The organism is Trichocoleus sp. DQ-A1, assembly GCF_039961955.1.
Taxonomy (GTDB): Bacteria; Cyanobacteriota; Cyanobacteriia; order Cyanobacteriales; family FACHB-T130; genus FACHB-T130.
On the sequence record NZ_JAMPKE010000004.1, the window covers coordinates 206,097 to 226,190 of the forward strand.

The following is a 20,094-nucleotide window of genomic DNA, read 5'->3' on the forward strand; positions in this document are numbered from 1 at the left end:
CGTTTCAAAATATTGTTCACGCAATTCTATCACTCTGGTAAAATAATAATAGGAGATTGATAGAAGAAAGTTAATCAGAAATCAAAATACTTTCTAAGCCCATTTCTGGTTTTGGATATTGTGGATTCATTGCTTCAAGAGTGTCAGCAATTGTACGAGCAATCACTAAATTGCGGTACCACTTATTGTTAGCAGGCACCACATACCAAGGGGCATACTCAGTCGAGCAATTAATAATTGCATCCTCAAATGCCTTCTGGTATTCATCCCAAAATAGACGTTCTTTCAAGTCGTTGCTAGAAAATTTCCAATGCTTATCTGGATCTTCTAAACGACTTTGTAACCGTCGTTTTTGCTCGTCTTTAGAAATGTGCAGAAAAAACTTGATTACCGCAATGTTATTAAGCGTGAGCATATGCTCAAACTCATTAATAATGTGATAGCGCTCCCGCCATACATTCTCTGGTACCAGTTGTTTCACCCGGACGATTAACACGTCTTCGTAATGCGAGCGATTGAAGATAGTAATCATCCCTCGTAACGGCGTCCGCTGGTGATAACGCCAGAGAAAATCATGACCTGCTTCTTCTTCACTAGGTTTTTTGAATGACCAAACCTGGCAACCTTGCGGATTTACACCACCAAATACGTGTTTAATGGTGCCATCTTTGCCTCCTGTATCCATCGCTTGCAGGACAATGAGTAGGCTGCGCTGATGTTCGGCATATAGACGTTCTTGTAAATTTTGAAGGCGCTGGCGCTGATGTTGCAGTTCCTGCTCAATATCTTTCTTATTTTTATAGTCTTCCGAAGCATTCGGATCGACAGATGCTAAGACAAACTGCTCTCCAGGATGAACCCGATAGTGGGGATAATTGGGTTTTGGGGGTGGAGAGTCAACGACAATTTTTTCGGGTGCCATTTCAAAAGCAACTTTGGCTGTTGCTTTTGCAGCCGCTTGTTGAGTCTTATGTTCTTCTCCTGTAGACGCATCGGTAGTTGTCGAACTATTGTTTGGTAGATTGCTTGATTGGCTCATGGTATCTCCTTATTAAAAAGCTTTCACAGCAGCACATTTAATCTTCATGAAATGGACTTGACAACGTCTGGTAAATTGTGAATTTTGAAATTCCCATGAAAACTTTTTGCCTATTTGCTTTGGTTATTTACCAGACGGGTAATGCTTTCAGAAGGGATATCAGGCTGCTATTTCTATTTTTAGCTCTAGAAATTCGTTAAAATTAGATAAGCGCTGTAAATACATTCAAAAATGATGTAAAATTCCGCAACAAAACGATTTCTTCCATCAATCTGAATTGATGGTGTAACTGGGAAATGTTTTGTTTGTTACATTATCAGTGTTGAACTTTTACCGGGTGTCTACATCAGTCTGACGGTGTAAAGGTTGAGTTTTCCTCAGCATCACCTTAATGTCCGTCGTACTGAGGCACTAATCATATCTACGATAAAAGTGAGGGCGAGAAACACGATTAGAGTTGTCAGGAGACCTTTGTAGTCAAAGCTACTCAGTTGTTCCGCGAGCAAGCGACCTAATCCACCCGCACCCACTAATCCGACGATAACGGTGGCGCGGATGCAGACTTCCCAACGGTAGAGGATATAAGCGATAAAGCGGGGAAAAGTGCGGGGTAAGACGCCGTAGAGGAAGACTTGGGAACCACTCGCGCCCAATGCTTTAAGCGATCGCAAGGGACGTTCATCTAGATTTTCCGTCACTTCCGCCATCAGACGCCCTAGGATACCTAAGTTGTGTAAACCGAGGGCGATCGCTCCCGGTAAGATACCTGGAAACAATACAAATAGAAAGATTAACGCCCAAATAGGTTCGGGGACGGCACGGGCAAACAGTAGTAGGAAGCGGGTAAAAATCAGTACAGCAGTTGCTCGTAGATCCCCCCTAGCCCCCCTTAAAAAGGCGGGTATTAGAGTCGCTGTCCCCTTTGATGAGGGGAGTTTGCTGGATCTTCTGCCAGTATCTAAAATCCCTCCTGGCAACAGGAAATTATTTGCGGCTGGAAAAGATAATAAAATGCCTCCTAATCCAGCCCCAGTCATTGCCAGGATGGACATGGCAAGGGTTTGCGCTGAAAGGGTAAATAGTTGACTCACCTGACTCCCATCCGGTGGGAAGACATCCTGAAACACGCCTGCCAATAGCTGTGCAGTTCGTGGTGCCCAAAGTTTTGAGAAATCAGCTTGGACGTACCAGAAGGAGAAAATGACTAAAACAATACCGCCGAGAAAGGACACCTGCACGACCGGATCTTTTTGATAAAACCGCTGTTTGCGCCCTTGGAGATTTAGGACATTCAAATCCAGGCGACTCGGCGCACCCAAACGGTGGCGTAGCAAAGCACTCCAAAAATCCGTAGCACCATTTAATCCAATTAGGGCAATCAAAAACGTCCACATCTGCTCATAGCGCAGAGATTGGAGGCTGAGGAGAATTTGATACCCCAGTCCACCTGCACCGATAATTCCCAATACGGCGGCGGAACGAATCGAACACTCAAACCGATAAAAAGCGTAGGAAAGCAGATTTAGAAAGGCTTGGGGAATCAAGCTATAGGCAAAAGCATTCAGAGGAGGGACGCCGCTATTGAGGAGTGCCATCAGTGGCTGGCGGGGGGTTTCGTCTAGAATCTCCGAGAAGACTTTGGCAGTAATCGCACCAAAAGGGATTGCGATCGCTAACACGGCTACTAGCGGATCGAGTCCAAAAATATTGACAAAAAATAATCCCCAAATTAACTCGTGAATTGCTCTGGGGATTGTCAAAACTCCTCGTACGACCACCCAAGGAGGCTGAATTTTGAGTTTTAGAAACGCAAGCGATCGCGTCTGAGTTTTGAGTTTTGAATTTGAAACAGATTGCCACCATATCTCAGAAGAAAAAACACCCCCCACCAAACCAATCAGCACGCTGAAGAAAGTGCCACACACGGCGTAAGCGAGGGTTTTCAGGGTGGAATCTAGAGTGAGGTGGAGAAATTCCGGGCTGAGATCGGGTGAAAATGCAGCTACGAGAAAGCGCCAGACAAGGTTCCAGCCACCTGAGTTGATTAAATTGCCTTGGAATACGCCTGCTACGTGCAACGACCAAATGAGGGACGCGACAAACAGCAATCCCCATACAGTACGCCAGTTAAGCGGGGAGGGGCGCTGAGGAAGGTTTGTTAGTTTGCGATCGCTTGTTTGTGGCACACTTCAGATATCAAACCGCTACAGATGCAAAAAATGCAGAGGAATTTAAATAGAAATATTTAGGATTACCCCGTGGTTTTGTAGAGAGTTTCAATCATGGCATCCGAGAGGTCTTCAGCGGGAATATCAAACAAAATACGCCCATGTTGCAGACCAATAATTCGCTGATAATGACTCCGAGCAAATTCAATCGTGTGGACACTGGTGACTAAAGTTTTCCCGGTTTCTATACTCAACTGGCGCAATAAATCCATAATCTCGCGGCTGCGTTCGGGGTCGAGGCTGGAAATGGGTTCGTCGGCAAGGATGGCGGTGGGATTTTGCACGAGGACGCGAGCGATCGCTACCCGTTGCTGTTGACCGCCAGAAAGGCTATCGGTGCGTTCGTAAAGTTTTTCCGGAATCCCCACTTGTGCCAAAGCTTTATGAGCCGTTTCGACTTCCAAAGGATAAATCAGCGAAACTACTGCTTTGAAAAACGACCAGCGCCCTAGATGTCCAGCATTGACATTGTGAATCACCTGCAAATTATCAACTAAGTGAAATTGTTGGTAAATCGTACCAATCTGGCGCTGGACTTGACGCAGCGACTTTGGACGCAGATGAGCAAGGTTTCGACCCAGTACCCAGACTTCTCCTTGACTGGGTAGAAGGGTACCGTTGAGTAAGTTAATCAGCGTACTTTTTCCCGCGCCGCTAGAACCAACCAGTGCCACGCGATCGCCTGCCCAAAGCTGCAAGTTAATATCAATGAGAGATTCAAAGCGTCCAAATTGCTTAGAAACGTTTTTCAGTTCAAAGATTGGCGCAGATGAGTTCATTTCTCTGCTTAGTTTGCTATCCATTTAGTCATGAGATAGCGATCGTGATCTTTAAAACCAACCTTCCGATATAAATTTTGTGCTGCTGTATTTTTCCGCTCGACTTCTAAATGAAGTGCTTGAATTCCTAGAGAAGGGCAAACACTTTCTATAAACTGAATTAAGCTCATGCCTACCCCTTGTCCCCGATAACTCTCTCGGATGTAGAGTTCATCAATAAATGCATCACGTCCTCGAAATTCCAAACTGTAGCCAAAGGTAAGGACGATGTAGCCAATCGCTTTGTCGTCATGCTGGATCAGCCACACTCGTCCTAGAGAATCATCATGCAAAATCTTTGCTAACGCTTTGCGAACAATGGATTCATCAAAATTTAGATGTTCAAATTTGTAGAACTCCCGGATAAACTCCACCAGAGTTTCACTATCGGATTTTTCTGCAAGTTTAAAGTTAGCTTCGGTCATTTGCATCACTTTATTTTGCCAATTTCCCGACCAATCTTCTCAATTTGAGCATAATTGGAGTTTTGGGTAGGAATAAATTTAGTTGCTTGTAAAAGGTCGAGAATTTCTTTTTGCTCTGGTACTTTGGGGTCTAGTTTTAAAAAGGCGTTTTGCACTTTTTTAACAAAATCTTCACCGTAGCGCTGTTTGACATCGGGATGAATGACCCAGTGATAGTCGTAGTAGGCGGGCGTCTCCCAGAGGACTTCGACTTTGTTCAAATCTACTTCTTTGGCATCGACTCGCTTTTTCCAGACGCTTTCATTCACAGCACCGACATCGTAGGTGCCTGCTTCCACCAATTTAATCGTCTTATCGTGATCGCCAGAAAAACCGGCTTGACCTTTCAAATCTTCAAGCTTGAGTCCAGCTTGTTGCAAGAAATATTGAGGCATTAAACGCCCGGATGTTGAAGATTCGCTGCCAAAAGTGAAGCTATGTTTTTTTAGTTGTTGCAAACCAGAAATATCTTTAAATGGCTTCAGTCCAGCCTTTTTGTTAGCGATGAAGAGACTGTGAAATTGGGAGTCTATGTCGCGTTGAGCGATCGCTTCTGCACCGGGCACCTGCAACCGTGCCTGCACCCCCGTCAATCCCCCAAACCAAACCAAATCCAAATCTCCTACTTTGAACACAGTAACCGCCGCCGTATAGTCAGTAACCGGCTTATACTCAACTGGCACACCCAGTTCCTTTTCCAGATAGGCAGCTAGCTTCTCATACTGACGCTGTAACTTTTGCGGATCTTGATCGGGAATTGCACCGATTGTCAGAGGTTTTGCCTCAGTTCCACCGTTCGTCGCTGAAGTCCCGGAGGGGTTGGGCGAACACGCTGCTAGCGGTAGCAACAACAAGAAACCGGACAACAATATTTTTTTCATCCCTGACTTAGCTCTCCTCATTTTGACTGGCGATACAAACCTACGCCAGAAGCAACCCCTACTGAAAATGGGGTGTAGCGCAGGTGCCAGAAGTCAGTGTAAGCGAACGGCTACCCTTATGCCAAAATTAACCCTAGTGTCGAGGCGGCTTTAGCAATGGTTTGGCATCCTGGGCAGAAGTTGCAGGGCGGGCGATACATTATTGAGAGGCATTTGGGTAAAGGTGGCTTTGGGATTGCCTATCTTGCTTGGAATAAATGCAATCAAAAGAAGGGCAAGCGATCGCATTCTCTATTCGCACCTGTCTTCAAACCAATCTTGCCCGTCCGGTAACTGAGTTAAATACTCATCAATCATGTCTGGTAAAATACTTGCTGAATGAGCATACGTCAAAGCAAGTAATTGTTGAGCTGTCAGGATTATCTGAGTTCTATCCACCTTTTCTTCATCCAATCCAGCCCCCCTAAAATCGTCAAAGTTTCTTTGTCGCGTCCCTCAATGATGCTATTTCGTAAATCCATGAGTTCCTCAGTCATAACAATTGTCTTCATCTAGGCGTTTCCACGCTGAATATATCACTCAAAAATAAGAGCGATCGCTCTTCTCTCACCTTTGTTTCCTTCCGTTATGGAGCCTTCTGGAATAGGTCAAATACTTAACAAAACTGGCACCAAGGGTATGGCAAAATTAGCCTAAGTGTCAGGGAAAGTGTGAGGAATGGTTTGGGCCGCTGGGCAGATGTTGCATGGTGGAAGATACATCGTTGAAAGGGTGCTAGGAGAAGGAGGCTATGGCATCACTTTTCTAGCTAGGGATAAAAAAGGGAATTTTGTCGTCATCAAGACACTGAATGAACGGGTACTGACTAAACGCGAATTTACAGCGTATCGAGACAAATTTAATCGAGATTTCCAGAAAGAAGCGCTGCGACTCGCTGTGTGCCGACACCCTAATATTGTGCAGATTGACAATGCCTTCTCTGAAGGACAGTTACCTTGCATGGCGATGGAGTATGTTGAGGGAGAAAACTTAGAGCAGCGCGTACTTAATCTGGGTGTTTTGTCGGAAACCGAAGCATTACACTACATCTGCCAGATTGGTGACGCACTAACTTTCATCCACGACAGGGGCTTTTTGCATCGGGATGTGAAGCCATCTAATATCATGGTGCGTGCCGAAGAATTCCAGGCGGTACTGATTGATTTTGGCATTGCTAGGGAATTTATCCCCGATATAACGCAGACTCATACGCAAACCTTTACTCCAGGCTTTGCTCCAATTGAACAGTATGCTCAGCAAGCAAGACGGGGCGAGTATACGGATGTTTATGCACTCGCGGCGACGCTCTACTATTTGCTGACTGGAGAAGTCCCGCTACCTGCGCCTGCGAGAGCTGCGGGGATTCGGTTAAATTCACCGCAACGCCTCAATTCCAGTATTAGTAATTTAGCCAATCAGGCGATTCTTAAAGGGATGGAATTTCAAGCGGAGGAACGCCCTCAGTCGGTGCAGGAGTGGCTAGAATTGCTTAATCTTAATAAGGTTTCTACTTACAGTTTTAAGCAGCCAGTATCTAGCAATATTCCGGTTTCAAAAACTTATAATGCCAGTTCGATCGCTACAAATCGGAATTTTTTAACAAATCGGCAAAGTTCAGCGTCAAAGATAGATTACCGGCAACTACAGACTTTTTTAGCGTTAGGAAAGTGGCAAGAAGCGGATGAAGAAACCACGACGGTTATGCTGAAAATTTCTGGTCGAGAAACAGAAGGTTGGCTGAGAGTGGAAGATATCAAAAATTTTCCAATGTCAGACCTTCGGATCATTAACCAACTTTGGATAAAACACAGCAAAGGACGCTTTGGTTTTAGCGTCCAAAAATATATCTGGGAAAGGATCGGAGGGACGAGAAGCGCAAATTATGAGATTTTGTGTATTTTAGGCGATCGCGTCGGATGGCGGATTGATGGCGCTTGGGTTCCTTATGAAGAATTTATCTTTGATTGCGATCGCGCTCCCGCAGGTCATCTTCCTAGCGGATATGTTTTTTGTGAAGTTGGTTGGTGGGTCGGGTTATTGAACCTCTTCTATCGCCTTGAGTAGATGATTATAAAAAATTAATATTTTTATGAAGTCTTATTGATTATTTTATGAAGTTAAGAGCTGTGTGAATATAATAAATGCTGCCTACGCTAAGTCGCTCTATTAACCAGCAAAAATGCCGGATATTATTTTAATAAAATAAACTTAAAATCAAGATTTTTTCTACATTCAAACAAAATTTTAGCAGAGCAAAATTTTATGTATCCCATTACTACGAAAACTCAACTTGAAAATTTACGTCCAGGCGATCGCATAAAATATTATGGCGTTCAGTGGCAAATTAAAGAATACAGCACTTATGACGATTCCTATGGATATGAAACAACGGAGTGGTTGCTAAAATCTCAGGCAGGAAAAGAATACTACTTGCTACGAGAAATTGATCCGCAAAATCCTGAATCCTTAGTCAATTGGTATCTTGCCGAAGAAATTTCAGACCCTAAGATATTTGAACCAGAATCACTGAATAATTTGGCTATTCGTTTTTGGCACGATATGCAAGGAGGAAAAATGCCTTACCCAGAATTACAAGCCTTGGGTAAACGCTATTACTTTGAATCATCAACCAAGGGTAATTATGAAGGGGATGAAGAGGAGACATCTCGAATTACGTGGGATTATTGGGACAAGGATCATCAATGGAATTTAGCAATTGAAGCTTGGCCTGATGGCAAACGACATATTTACTCTACCAAAATAGTAAAACCAGAAGATTTTTCTCACATTGAACGAGGAGCGAAGAAGAGTTTTTTGGAAAGCGTGATTTTCCAAGCATTAGTAGCCAGTTTCATGATGGCTTGCGGAATATTGTTGATGGTATTCGGATAGTAAAAAAATGCCTACATCTTTATTTATTGAACAACATAACAACGGATTGGCTTTTTATATCAATGGTGATTTGCAGTTTGATACCGCTGATGAAGCCATTTATCACGAGTATTTAGTGATTCCATCGGTAGCGCTGGCAGTCAAACGATTTCCTCACACAGAGTTGCAAGTCTTGATTTGTGGCGGCGGAGATGGATTAGCTGCACGGGATGTGTTGCGATTTCCTGAAGTGAGTCACGTTGATTTAGTAGATTACAATCCAGAAGTTTTAGAACTCGGTAAAAATGTATTTAAGGAATTTAATGATGGCAGCTTAGAAAGCGAGCACTTAACAATTTACACGCAAGAAGCCTTTGATTTTTTATCGGCAATTAAGGAAAAATCTTATCACGTCATTATTTGCGATTTTACTTATCCTAGTTGTACAGAAGATACGGCGATATACAGCCAAGAATGGTTTAAAACGATTAGTCGGGTTCTTTATCCAGGTGGAATTATTAGCACGAATGGTGTTTCTCCAGAAAATCGGACAACAGGTTTTTGGTGTTTATATCAAACCTTGTTAGCTGCCGGATTGATGGCAAAGCCTTTACAACTAGCAATTCCATCCTTTCAGCGGCATGATTACGGCAATTGGGGGTTCTTCTTAGCGTCTCCAGTTACAATTCAACGTGCTGAACTAGAAGGAATTACCCTACCTGAAAATTTACAAGCGATCGCGCTTAAAAATCTGCTAAAAGTGTTTGAGTTTGAGAATGCGATCGCGCATAGCCGCCACAGCGTCAATATTCACACTCTGGATTGCCCGCAGCTATTTTACTACTTACTAAATCCTCATATTCAATCGCCTCAAATTATCGAAGCAATTGATGAAAAAACCATTAATTTTTTAGACATTGAAGAAGCTGGAACTGGAGTGATAGGGTTGCGGGATCTCCTTCAGCTAGAATCAACCGCCCAAAGGTGGTTAGAAGAAGTTCAGGATAATGAGATAGATACTAGCAAACTATTGCCGGTACAACATCCTTATCACAACCCAAAGATGACAGCAGAATGGTTAGCCCACCTTCAAAAATTACTATCAGAAATCGACTTATCACGTTTATTGGGAAGTATTTTAGAACGTGCTCAAGAACTGCCGCCTCAGATTGCCGCTGAACTAAAACAATTGTCTGATAAAATCCGCACTGGACAGCAAATTTTAACGCTATCACCACGAGCAGCAGAATTTATTATGATGCTCTCAGTAACTTTATTAATGGCCAATTTAGCATCTCCAGATGCTGTATTTGCCAAGGGATACTATTCAGGAAGTAGCCATTCTCCTGGCTCTAGCGGCTATTCGGGAGGAAATACTTATTATAGCGAAGGAGACTGGAGTTGGTTTAATAGAACTATAGGATTTGTTTTGACGGCGGCTGGTGGTATTTGGTTGATAAACTTATTAACAAATCGCTCGAATAATGACTGACATTTTAGATGTAAATAATGGGCACAAAATTCAATTAGAAGAATTATCTTTAACCCTTAGACTACTAAAATCAGAAGAACGCCATCATTGGGACTTGCTTGTGCAAACTGCTCCCGCAGGATGCTTTATGCAGTCTTGGGCTTGGGCAGATTTCAAAGAATTGGAAGGATACAAAACCTTCCGTTATGGTTTATTTTACAAGCAAGAATTATTGGGAGGATGCATTTTTTATTTTTATCCCCATCCTAATAAAGCCAATTTATTAGTTGCTCCCGGTGCCCCTCTGCTACCTGAAAAATTGGAAAAAGAAGGAATGCAGATATTAGTGAAAGAAGCGGCATCTTTAGCTAAAAAAATAGGAGCGGTTGCCCTACGAATTGAACCTTTATGGCAGCAAAAACTAGATTGCCTTTCCGGGTTTATGCGTGCCCCTGCTGATTTATTGCCCTCGGAAACTCTGTTAATTGATTTACAATTAACAGAAACTGAAATGTTAGCAACTATGAAGCCAAAAGGACGATATAATTTGCGTTTGAGTTGGCGTCATGGTGTAGAAACTGAATTTAGAACAGACTCACAGGCAATTCCTGTGTTTTACGATATTTTTTGGGAAACGGTAAAACGCCAGCAGTTTTTTGGTGAACCCTACAAATTTTTCATTAATCTTTGCCAAACCTTATTTAAGGCAAATATGGCAGAGCTAGGTTTCGCAATCTGGCAAGGAAAAATATTAGCAGCTATCTTAGTTGTTTATTGGGGCGATCGCGCAACTTATCTCTACGGCGGACGTAGTTTTGAACATCCGGAAGTCATGGCAACTTACAGTTTACACTGGGCTGCAATGCAACGAGCAAAATCACGCGGTTGCACTTTCTATGATTTCTATGGTTTTACTCACGATCCTAATCATAGCTATGCAAAATTTTCCCGTTTTAAAAGTCAGTTTGGTGGCGTACCAGTAAAAACTATTGGTGCTCATGATTACTTTTTTTATGACCAACTAGCAGATACAATGATTGGCTTATTAAAACACTTAAAAATATAAAATTAATTGAATAATAAAGAAATATTGAGAAGGAGTTAAGTAGTGGAACAAGTTAGTCAATTAGGATTTATTCTTCTAGAGCTAGTCGTAGGCTTTGGGTTGTTCTGGCTGGGACAACTCGCTTACCAAAAACTATTTCGTCGCATAGAATTAAACTTGGAACTATTTGTTAAGGATAATCCAGCCGTAGCGATCGCTCTTGTCGGATATTACCTCGGTATCGTCATTGCGCTGGGTGGTGTTTTAGGACAACCTTCAGGCAATTGGCAGGACAAATTACTCAATTTGGTAAGCTATGGCGCAACAGTCATTTTATTCATGTTGGCTGGCGCTTGGGTAGGCGATCGCTTAATTTTGCGTTGCTTTGATTGTAAGCGCGAAATTCTTGAAGAACGGAACACAGGCGCTGCTGCTGTAGAATTTGGCAATCACATCGCTAATGGACTCATTCTCAGCGCCGCACTCGGCGGGGAAAGTGGCACTTGGCTGGTAGGGTTTGTCTGCTGGATCGTTGGCTTAGGCGTACTCGTTTTGGTGAGCGTTCTCTATCCTCGTGTCACTAAATACAATGTATTTGGAGAGATTGAAAGGCGCAATAATCCCGCTGCTGGCGTGGCGTTAGCAGGCTTACTGATTGCGACGGGTAATATTGTGCGCGTAGCATTTGCCGCCGAGTTTCAAAATTGGGTAATTAGTTTTACTCAATATGGTTTAACACTCCTATTTTGCTTAGCCTCACTGATTGTAATTCGCTGGGTAGCAGATTTAATTTTAGTGCCAGGAGTAAAAATATCAGACGAAATTGCACGTCAACAAATCCCGAACTTGGGTGCTGGACTAATTGAAGCTTTTGCTTATATTGCGGCTTCATTTTTAATCGCTTGGGCTGTTTAAATTAACCAGTAACGCAGAAATATTTCCACTGCTCATTATTGGAATTGTCGCCAATCTCCAAAGTAAGTAATTCAGCAAGAGTTTTTGCTTTTTCGTAATTATCCTGCTGATAATCACACACATGGATATCAACGGTAACTTTCCCTTCTTCAGGCCAAAAATGCAAGGCGACGTGAGATTCTTCCAGTAAGAGAACTGCTGATACTCCCTGTGGTTGAAAAGTAAAAGAAAGCTGACCAACGGGAGTTAGATGGGCATCTTGAGCCGCACTTTTTAGTGAATCTAAGAAATCGGCTTCTGTCCAATCAAAAATAGATGGAGAAGCGATGAGAATCGCTGAAAAATGATGGGATCTAAGCACCGCTTGTCCTTTTAGCCAGCACCTTGAACAAAGTCAAATAAAGCGTGAGCCATCTGCAATTTACTACAGGGTTCAACCTCTAATTTGCGCCCTTGATTGTCAAGAAATACGGCTTGGTTGTTGTCGCTGCCAAAACCAGCATCGGCTTGATCGATGGGATTGGCAACAATGGCATCCAAATTTTTCTTCTGCAACTTCTCCAAGGCTGGCGTAACAATATCCCCAGTCTGGGCGGCAAATCCAATTAACTTTTGATGCGGCTGTTTGAGACTCGCCAATTCTGCCACGATATCGGGTACAGATTCTAGAGGTAATGAAGCAGGAAGCGATCGCTTCGGCAATTTCTGGGTACTATACTCGGCGGGTTTCACATCTGCCACCGCCGCTGACATTACAATCAAATCGGCATCGGGAAAACACTCTAACATCGCCTGCTGCATCTGCTGGGCGCTCATCACACCAATCGATTTCGCCTTTTGTAGAGATTGTAAAGAGGCAATTAATTGCGTCTCCATTGGCCCATGCACCAGCGTCACAGATGCGCCGCGATGCAGTGCCGCTTGTGCCAATGCAAGTCCCATTTTGCCAGTAGAAGGATTTCCGATAAAGCGCACCGGATCGAGATGCTCTCGCGTTCCTCCAGCACTAATTAAAACTCGTTTCCCGGCTAAATCTTGCTTACCGCCAGTGTGCAATAGGGATGTAATTTGCGGCAAGATTTCAGCAGGTTCTGCCATGCGTCCAGCACCAACGCGATCGCAAGCTAACAGTCCAGCACCGGGACCAACACCGTGATAGCGTTTATCTGCGAATACCTGTTGCCAATTGCGTTGCACTGCTACCTGTTCCCACATATCCGTATTCATTGCCGGTGCTAACAGCACCGGACAAGTGGAAGCGAGGACGGTATTCGTGAGCAGATTGTCAGCGAAACCATAAGCCAACTTGCCTAAGGTATTCGCAGTTAGAGGAGCGATCGCAAAAACCTCTGCCCATTCTCCTAACTCAATATGCAAAGGGCGTCCGCGTGTCGGTTGCCAGAAATTTTCATCCGTATAAGCAGGATGACGGGACAGCGTTGCCACGGTTAGGGGAGTGATAAATGCTTGAGCAGAATCAGTAAGAATTGCGCGAACTTCCACCCCAGTTTTCGCAAGCGCCGAAATTACCTCACAAACTTTATAGGCGGCGATACCGCCGCCTATCCCTATGAGAACTCGTCTGCCACTTTGCATTTAAGCTTCATCGAAGGGTTGAAAATCCAGTAGGTAGAGGTAGGGTTCAACTAAATCTGGACGTTGAAAAGCGATCGCTCTGAGCAAATGCCAATCATCCAATCCTTCAAAAGGATTGGTGTAATTATCTTGCTCTAGCCGTACAGCCAGATGTTCCACTTCAGTTGCCGTTACAGCAGAAATATCCCGGTTGGAAATGCTAACAGTTGTCATTGACCGCGCCTCCCTCAATCTGCATCTGTGCCATGTATTATACAGATGCAACAAACCATTTTATCTTAACGCCATTACTGGCGATCGCTTAATATAAAAAACGTCAAGTTAGCGGGTCTACTAGCTTTAAACCGGAGATTTCACCGAGTGGGAATGGGGAATGGAAGGGAAGACTCGACACCCACTACCCATTTCACTTTGACGACTGCTATTAGCGGCTAGCGCCGATCAGATATTTGCCTTGACAAACTTCCGCATCACTTCTAAAGCTGCCGGTTGAACCTCATGCCCCATATCAAATTCCTGGTATTGTACCGATATTCCTAGTGCTGTTAAAGCGTCCCGTGCCTTCTGGGCAGCACTCAGCGGCACCACAGAATCTTGTCTCCCATGCAAAATTAATACAGGTGGATAAGTCGCATCAGGTTTTGGAGAGAGAGGATGCAAATAGCCGCTCAACACGACTAAACCCGCTAAAGGTAAATTCAATCCTACATCCAGCGTCATTGCTCCGCCTTGAGAAAATCCACACAAAATTGTGCGTGAAAGAGGGACGCCGGTAGAACTTTCTAAAGATTTGAGCCACTCAGTTAGCATTTGCTGACTTTTGACTAAATCCGCAGACTGCGAACCTCCTGGCTTTCCAAATTCGTACCACATTCGCCCCCCCGCTACATAGGGATTTGTAAAAGGGGCATCGGGCACCAAAAACTGATACTCCGGTAAATTCAAAAATGGGGCTAAGGATGCCAACTGTTGGGCATTCCCTCCAAAGCCATGCAATACGACAATCAACCCAGCGGGCTGTTGATTCGTTGCCGATGGAACCGAAATTACTGAGAGAGACAGAAGCTTACTCCTAACAAATGCGACTCACCAATCAGAGATGCTGGCAAAGCTCTCATCTTTTAGGATAATGTGGCGATCGCAATCCAGGCTAATCGATCCCTGCTGCTGTAACTTGCTGAGCAATCGCGTGATTGTCACGCGGGTGGTACCGATGGCACTGGCGATATGTTGATGGGTGAGGCGTGCCCCCAGACGAGTTCCACCCGCTACAGGTTGACCGATTTCTTTTTTTAACAGCAACAACAGTCGCTGCAAGCGATCTTCGACCCGTCGCTGTCCGACAATGGCTAAAAGTGCCTCTGCTTGCCGCATCCGTCGTCCCATTTGCGGCAAAATCATCTGAGCTAGACGTGGGGAAGCTTCAATTTCTGTGACTGAAAACCATCTTAAGTAGACATCACAGAGCGCCGTTGCCTGATAGGCTTGCAGCAAGGTCATCCAAAGACCAAAGAATGTTGCAGTTCCTGCCCAACCCAGCAACACTTCTTCACCATTCGGGCAAAGGGTACTCAGCTGCACCAAACCTCGATCGATCTGCCAAATGCCCTGTGGCACGAGGGGAATTAGGTCTCCCTTGGCATAAAAATGCAAACGACGCCCTTCATTGGGATCGTATTGATCGATTGCTAGAACTGCTTTGGAAGTTGGAGGCATGGCTGTAATTATTTCCAGCTATGAAAATTTGGCGATGGATAGCCACTGCCACTGTAACCCCCTAAGGTAAAGGAGAAGTAATCAAAAGATTACTAAAGGCTTAAAGACGGTGATTTGGGAGTATTTTTTGATTGTGCTGTCGCACCTTTGAAGGGTAAAGGCGATCGCATCTAAATTGTTCCAGATTCACCCTAAAAATAAAGAGACTGGCGATTGATAGCCAGTCTCTGTTTAATATTCCAAAGGAAAGGATCGGTAATCCAAACGCTAAGAATCCATCAGCAATTGGTCAAAAACTCATCACCAATCACTGATTACCCTTAGATTTTGGTGCCGCAATCCGGACAGAAGTTGTTGCTGGCGATGTTTTTCGCACCGCAACCGCTGCAATAGACTAGCTCTGTGGCTTTTTCCAACTTGCGGCGTTCTGGCAAGCCAATCATTTGAGCGTTACTCTTGCCAGGAGCCACCATTGGGTAACAGTTTTCGTCCCGTTTAACTTGGGCTTCCAGCAAAACGGGGCCATTGTGAGCCAACATTTCGGCGATCGCATCTTTCAGTTCCGAGCGATCGCGGATCGACATTCCCTTAATACCGTATGCTTTGGCAAGCATCACAAAATCCGGCATCCCCACTTCCATATTTGAGGACGAGTAACGCTCTCCGTAGAACGCCTCCTGCCACTGACGCACCATTCCCTGCCAGCCATTATTGATAATAACGGTCTTGACATTTATCCCATATTGTGCAAGCGTGCCCAGTTCCTGTAAATTCATCTGGAAACTAGCATCGCCGCTAATACAAATCACCTGTTCGTTCGGCAGCGCTACCTTAGCACCCATCGCCGCTGGCATCCCGTACCCCATCGTGCCTAAACCGGCACTAGAAATCCACCGACGCGGCCCATTTTTGAGAAATTGCGCCGCCCACATTTGGTGCTGACCTACGTCTGTCGTGTAGTAGGCTTGGGGAGCTTGATTCGCTAGTTCTGAAATCACCTCTTGCGGTGCCAGACTATCGGGGTATTGGGGCACCACGAGGGGATAGTCTTCCCGCCAGCGATTAATGCGTTCCAGCCATGCTTTCGTTTGATTTGGCTCAAAAGCCGCGTTGGTTTCCTGACATCGGCGCAGCAAGTCAATCAACACGTTCCGCACATCGCCGACAATGGGAACTTCCGGAGCGCGATTTTTTCCGACTTCTGCGGGGTCGATGTCAATATGAATGACCTTGGCGTGAGAAGCAAATTCATCCAACTTACCCGCCACTCGGTCATCAAATCTAGCTCCCACCGCAATCAGCAAGTCGCACTCGCTCACTGAAAAGTTAGCGTAGGCGGTGCCGTGCATCCCCAACATTCCCAGTGAGAGGGGATGGTTCTCGTCAAATGCACCAATGCCCATCAACGTCGTTGTTACGGGGATTTGGAAGAGTTCCGCCAGTTCCTGAATTTCTGCATGGGCACCAGATGTAATCGCGCCTCCCCCCACATACAGCAACGGCTGCCGTGCTTGCCGAAGTAAGGTACACGCTGCATTGATCTGACGAGGATTGCCCTTCACTGTAGGACGATATCCCGGCAATCTCACCGTATCCGGCTCCACCGGCACATAGTCAAATTCCGCTAATGCCACATCTTTGGGCACATCAATCAACACGGGTCCCGGACGTCCCGTACTGGCGATGTGGAACGCTTCTGCCACAATCCGCGCCATGTCTTCGGGATCGCGCACAACATAGGAGTGTTTCACAATCGGCAGCGTAATTCCGAAAATATCGGTTTCCTGAAACGCATCGCTGCCAATCGCGTTAAGAGCCACCTGCCCCGTGACTACCACCATTGGAATCGAGTCCATGTGGGCTGTTGCAATGCCTGTCACTAGGTTCGTTGCCCCAGGGCCAGACGTGGCAAAACAGACACCTACCTTGCCAGTGGCACGAGCATAACCATCCGCCGCGTGAGCCGCGCCTTGCTCGTGTCTTGCCAGAATGTGATGAATCCCGCCATCCGTTTGTGCCCGATACAGTTCATCGTATATCGGCAGAATTGCACCACCCGGATAGCCAAAAATATGTTCAACACCGTGACGCTTCAGACTGTCAATCAGGGCAAAGGCACCTGTTCTGCGGCTGCTCATTTGACGTATTGATTCTTTTTCCGAGACGCTTTGCGATCGCACCATGAAACCTCTCACTATAGCTACGTTCTTTTTTAAGATTTCTATCTAATTCAGCATTAGAAATAGGGGTTTAATTCTTAAGTCTAATCCTGATATCAATTCCTGTCGAGGGATTAACCCCCCAAAAACTCGCGAGTGTTTATTTTCTGTGACTTTAAGGTTTATTGTTTCGGTTCACGCCACCAAGAAGGAGGTGCGCCAAGGATACTGGCTAAGGACGGCTGACTTAATGAACGCGCCTTCAATCGGGTTGTAACGCTGAGCGCGTCCCCTTACCCAGCAAAAGGCAAAGGCGTTTCTAGGAAGGACTGGCTACGAGATGATACGCCTCAGTCCTCCTTTCAAGCTAGATGACATCTTCCAAAACATTACGGGTACTGAGCCACGCCCAGACACCAACGATATTCACGATAATGCTCATGCTTAAAAGAACGCCTCGCAAGCCAAATTGATCCGTAAGCGGGCCAGCGATCGCTAGCGGCGCACTCAGTGCAATATTGACAGCATTATTCTGAAACCCAAAGACTTTGCCGCGCATATTTTCTGGGGTTGAGGCTTGAATCAGAGTTTGCATGGGTACGCCAATGAGCGAGGCACCCAGCCCCAACAGCGCACTTAATCCTAAGCCCATCCAGAGATTTGTCGTCAACGTAAACACACCCAACACAAAGCCCATACTCAAAAAACCCAATAGAGGCAAAGGCTTGTGGTGGAAGCGATCGCCCCAATGCCCCAACACCCCCGCACCAAAGACCATACCCACCCCAGCAGCGGATAATAAAAAGCTAAATTGACCCGGCTCATTGAGACCAATTTCCTTTGCCAGCTCAATTGCCAGTACAGTTAAAGCCGCAAACACCGAATATAGAATCGTCAGTTGTACCATCGCAGTCCGAACCAGGCGTTTTTTCCATAAATAACGGAAGCCTTCCTTAAGATCCTGCAAAGGATGAACTGCGATCGACTCAATCGGAATCGGAGCTTCTACGACTTTCACTAACTGGCTGAGACCAGCAGCCAACAGATACAGAAGCGCCACCAAAAATTCTTGACCATAGATTCCCCCCCAAGTTCCGGCTAGACTTAACAGCGGCTCGCCCACGGAGAAACCGACAATCATAGAACCCATCATGGTGGTTGTAAACAGCGCGTTTGCCGTCATTAAATTTTCGCGTTTAACCAAGAGGGGAATCGCCGCCTGCTCTGCTGGGGCAAAAAATTGCGTAACTGTCGAGAGCAAAAACGTAATTACTAAGAGAACTAAAAACTGCTTTGGCAATATCGGAAGCAATAGTATCAATAAAGCGCGAATCCAATCAGAAGCCACCATAATTTGCTTCTTTGGAAAGCGATCTACAAAAATACCGGCAGCTGAGCCAAAGAAGATTGCAGGTAGTGTGAAAGCTACCATGATGGCGGAACGCATAGAATTTGCCCCCATCAGCGACGTCTGATAGTTTTCCAGCAACGCAATCAACAAAATGAAGAAGACCTTGTCTGCTACCTGAGACACGATCTGCCCTACCCAAAGAATGAGAAAAGGCCGATTCTTCATCAGAGCGCGAAAGCCGCTACCAGAAGCCGGAGGTTCAGCTGGAAACATAAGAAGAGTTCAGGAGCCTCTTGAGTACATCTTTAAGTGTGCGCTGGCGAGAGTCACTTGTGCCAGTCGAGTAGCCACTTTTTGTCAAAGTTCTTAAAAGCCACATCTGCCATAATCGCTATCCCACTCTATATGCTAAGAAGCATCCAGTCTCGTAAAGATTCCAAAACCCATGACTTTTCCCGCATCCGTAGCGGTTAGAACCCCTGTATAGCTGTTGTTTTTACCTTGTGTATAAACCGCAATGCTTCGCAGAAAATTGTCACTCTTTAAATTACGAAATCATTCCCTTGACAAATTTCATATTGTTTTCCTTGATGGCGAATGCCTGAAGCCCGATCCTGTGCTAAGTTAATCACTGAGAATTTAATTCGGCTAAGTGAGTTGGTTGTCTACGTTGACAGGCGTCTCTCCGAATCTAAGTCTCTACACCATCTGCAGAAAGCGAGATACTTCCATGTCAATCTATGTAGGCAACCTATCCTACGACGTCACCCAAGAAGACCTCAGCCAAGTTTTTGCCGAATACGGAACTGTTAAGCGGGTTCAGCTACCCACTGACCGCGAGACAGGCCGCCCACGGGGTTTCGGTTTTGTAGAAATGGAAACTGAAGCTGAAGAAACGGCTGCCATTGAAGCTCTAGATGGAGCGGAGTGGATGGGTCGAGATTTGAAAGTTAACAAAGCCAAACCTCGTGAAGATAGAGGACCCTCTGGCGGCGGCGGTGGTAATCGCAGACCCAGTAGCGGTGGCTTTTCTCGGCGCTACTAAGTTTTAAGACAAAAACATTAACAAGTCTAGTCTCCAGCAGATTGACACTTCCACTGCTCCACGCTGTTTTTACTTTCTATATATAGAATGGGCGTTCTAGCAGTGGATTTTTATTTAAAAATGCTGACATTTCTAAAATCCTAAATTGTTAACTTTCCTTTACATTTTTGTTGGCATCAGGTATTAAGTAGTGCTGATTCAATAAAATTTTGACGGTTTTTAGAAACTTTTTAGTCGAAAATTCCCTACTTCTTCAATTAAGAGTGACAGAGCTGTAGGGGGAAAAAGCTAATTAGATGCATTACCCCCAACCCCAAGACCTAGTCAGTAAGTAGGATTAATTATTTGTGGGATGGGTTAAGCGATCGCGTCACCCCTGTAAGTGTTGGGCTTGCTAGGTCAGCCCCAACTCCAAAAATCTTCAATTGAATTGCATTCGCTTACTTACCCAGCTGT

The 20,094-nt window shown here is 45.1% G+C and carries 20 protein-coding genes; 7 read left to right on the forward strand and 13 right to left on the reverse strand.

Annotated elements, in window-relative coordinates; genetic code table 11:
• Positions 1-70: 70 nt before the first annotated feature.
• The 5 genes from NDI33_RS06570 to NDI33_RS06590 all read right to left on the reverse strand — a co-directional run bounded on the left by NDI33_RS06570 (position 71) and on the right by NDI33_RS06590 (position 5,430).
• Positions 71-1,039: a polyphosphate kinase 2 family protein gene (locus tag NDI33_RS06570; protein WP_190528478.1), complete on the reverse strand. Its 969-nt coding sequence runs from the start codon at positions 1,037-1,039 to the stop codon at positions 71-73.
• Between the two features lie 383 nt (positions 1,040-1,422).
• Positions 1,423-3,147: an ABC transporter permease subunit gene (locus NDI33_RS06575; RefSeq protein WP_190677892.1), complete on the reverse strand. Its 1,725-nt coding sequence runs from the start codon at positions 3,145-3,147 to the stop codon at positions 1,423-1,425.
• A gap of 143 nt (positions 3,148-3,290) precedes the next feature.
• Positions 3,291-4,046, reverse strand: a complete 756-nt coding sequence (locus tag NDI33_RS06580; protein ID WP_190677794.1) for a phosphonate ABC transporter ATP-binding protein — start codon at positions 4,044-4,046, stop codon at positions 3,291-3,293.
• 8 nt (positions 4,047-4,054) lie between these two features.
• Positions 4,055-4,510: a GNAT family N-acetyltransferase gene (locus NDI33_RS06585; RefSeq protein ID WP_190677893.1), complete on the reverse strand. Its 456-nt coding sequence runs from the start codon at positions 4,508-4,510 to the stop codon at positions 4,055-4,057.
• Positions 4,511-4,515: 5 nt separating this feature from the next.
• The gene (locus NDI33_RS06590; protein WP_190677796.1) at positions 4,516-5,430 is read right to left on the reverse strand and encodes a putative selenate ABC transporter substrate-binding protein; all 915 of its coding nucleotides are present in this window, start codon (positions 5,428-5,430) and stop codon (positions 4,516-4,518) included.
• 156 nt (positions 5,431-5,586) lie between these two features.
• Between NDI33_RS06590 and NDI33_RS06595 the strand changes: the two genes are divergently transcribed.
• Positions 5,587-5,763, forward strand: a complete 177-nt coding sequence (locus NDI33_RS06595; RefSeq protein ID WP_190677901.1) for a hypothetical protein — start codon at positions 5,587-5,589, stop codon at positions 5,761-5,763.
• Between the two features lie 86 nt (positions 5,764-5,849).
• Here the strand turns inward: NDI33_RS06595 and NDI33_RS06600 are convergent, their stop codons facing one another.
• Positions 5,850-5,981 carry a hypothetical protein gene (locus tag NDI33_RS06600; protein ID WP_277878924.1) on the reverse strand — a complete coding sequence of 44 codons (132 nt, stop codon included), beginning with the start codon at positions 5,979-5,981 and terminating at the stop codon, positions 5,850-5,852.
• A gap of 166 nt (positions 5,982-6,147) precedes the next feature.
• Here NDI33_RS06600 and NDI33_RS06605 point away from each other — a divergent pair, with 166 nt between their 5' ends.
• The 5 genes from NDI33_RS06605 (at position 6,148) to NDI33_RS06625 (ending at position 11,771) form a co-directional block, all read left to right on the forward strand.
• A complete protein-coding gene (locus NDI33_RS06605) occupies positions 6,148-7,533 on the forward strand; it encodes a serine/threonine-protein kinase (RefSeq protein WP_190677798.1) in 1,386 nt (461 codons plus the stop codon).
• A 198-nt stretch (positions 7,534-7,731) separates the two neighbouring features.
• On the forward strand, positions 7,732-8,361 hold the full coding sequence (locus NDI33_RS06610) for a DUF4178 domain-containing protein (RefSeq protein WP_190412641.1): 630 nt from the start codon (positions 7,732-7,734) through the stop codon (positions 8,359-8,361).
• 7 nt (positions 8,362-8,368) lie between these two features.
• Positions 8,369-9,832 (forward strand): spermine synthase, encoded by a 1,464-nt coding sequence (locus NDI33_RS06615; protein ID WP_190677800.1) that lies wholly within the window; start codon positions 8,369-8,371, stop codon positions 9,830-9,832.
• Positions 9,825-10,877 (forward strand): peptidoglycan bridge formation glycyltransferase FemA/FemB family protein, encoded by a 1,053-nt coding sequence (locus NDI33_RS06620; protein ID WP_190677806.1) that lies wholly within the window; start codon positions 9,825-9,827, stop codon positions 10,875-10,877. Before NDI33_RS06615 ends, NDI33_RS06620 begins: the two co-directional genes overlap by 8 nt.
• Positions 10,878-10,919: 42 nt before the next feature.
• Positions 10,920-11,771, forward strand: coding sequence for a DUF350 domain-containing protein (locus NDI33_RS06625; protein WP_190677808.1), 852 nt, complete (start codon positions 10,920-10,922; stop codon positions 11,769-11,771).
• A 1-nt stretch (position 11,772) separates the two neighbouring features.
• On the opposite strand, the gene NDI33_RS06630 is transcribed toward NDI33_RS06625, so the two are convergent.
• The 7 genes from NDI33_RS06630 to NDI33_RS06660 all read right to left on the reverse strand — a co-directional run bounded on the left by NDI33_RS06630 (position 11,773) and on the right by NDI33_RS06660 (position 18,866).
• Positions 11,773-12,132 carry an S-adenosylmethionine decarboxylase gene (locus tag NDI33_RS06630; protein ID WP_190436997.1) on the reverse strand — a complete coding sequence of 120 codons (360 nt, stop codon included), beginning with the start codon at positions 12,130-12,132 and terminating at the stop codon, positions 11,773-11,775.
• Between the two features lie 11 nt (positions 12,133-12,143).
• Complete coding sequence (gene coaBC, locus NDI33_RS06635) at positions 12,144-13,367, reverse strand: bifunctional phosphopantothenoylcysteine decarboxylase/phosphopantothenate--cysteine ligase CoaBC (protein WP_190677810.1); 1,224 nt, start codon at positions 13,365-13,367, stop codon at positions 12,144-12,146.
• The gene (locus NDI33_RS06640) at positions 13,368-13,580 is read right to left on the reverse strand and encodes a DUF2555 domain-containing protein (RefSeq protein ID WP_190412635.1); all 213 of its coding nucleotides are present in this window, start codon (positions 13,578-13,580) and stop codon (positions 13,368-13,370) included.
• Positions 13,581-13,808: 228 nt separating this feature from the next.
• Entirely contained in the window at positions 13,809-14,429 is a 621-nt protein-coding gene (locus NDI33_RS06645) for an alpha/beta hydrolase (protein WP_190427142.1), read from the reverse strand.
• Between the two features lie 24 nt (positions 14,430-14,453).
• Positions 14,454-15,083, reverse strand: coding sequence for a Crp/Fnr family transcriptional regulator (locus NDI33_RS06650; protein WP_190412634.1), 630 nt, complete (start codon positions 15,081-15,083; stop codon positions 14,454-14,456).
• Positions 15,084-15,403: 320 nt separating this feature from the next.
• On the reverse strand, positions 15,404-17,266 hold the full coding sequence (gene ilvB, locus NDI33_RS06655) for a biosynthetic-type acetolactate synthase large subunit (RefSeq protein WP_190528461.1): 1,863 nt from the start codon (positions 17,264-17,266) through the stop codon (positions 15,404-15,406).
• Positions 17,267-17,609: 343 nt separating this feature from the next.
• On the reverse strand, positions 17,610-18,866 hold the full coding sequence (locus NDI33_RS06660) for an MFS transporter (protein ID WP_190677812.1): 1,257 nt from the start codon (positions 18,864-18,866) through the stop codon (positions 17,610-17,612).
• Positions 18,867-19,323: 457 nt separating this feature from the next.
• On the opposite strand from NDI33_RS06660, the gene NDI33_RS06665 reads away from it, so the two are divergent.
• Complete coding sequence (locus NDI33_RS06665; RefSeq protein WP_190412631.1) at positions 19,324-19,638, forward strand: RNA-binding protein; 315 nt, start codon at positions 19,324-19,326, stop codon at positions 19,636-19,638.
• The last annotated feature ends 456 nt before the right edge of the window (positions 19,639-20,094 follow it).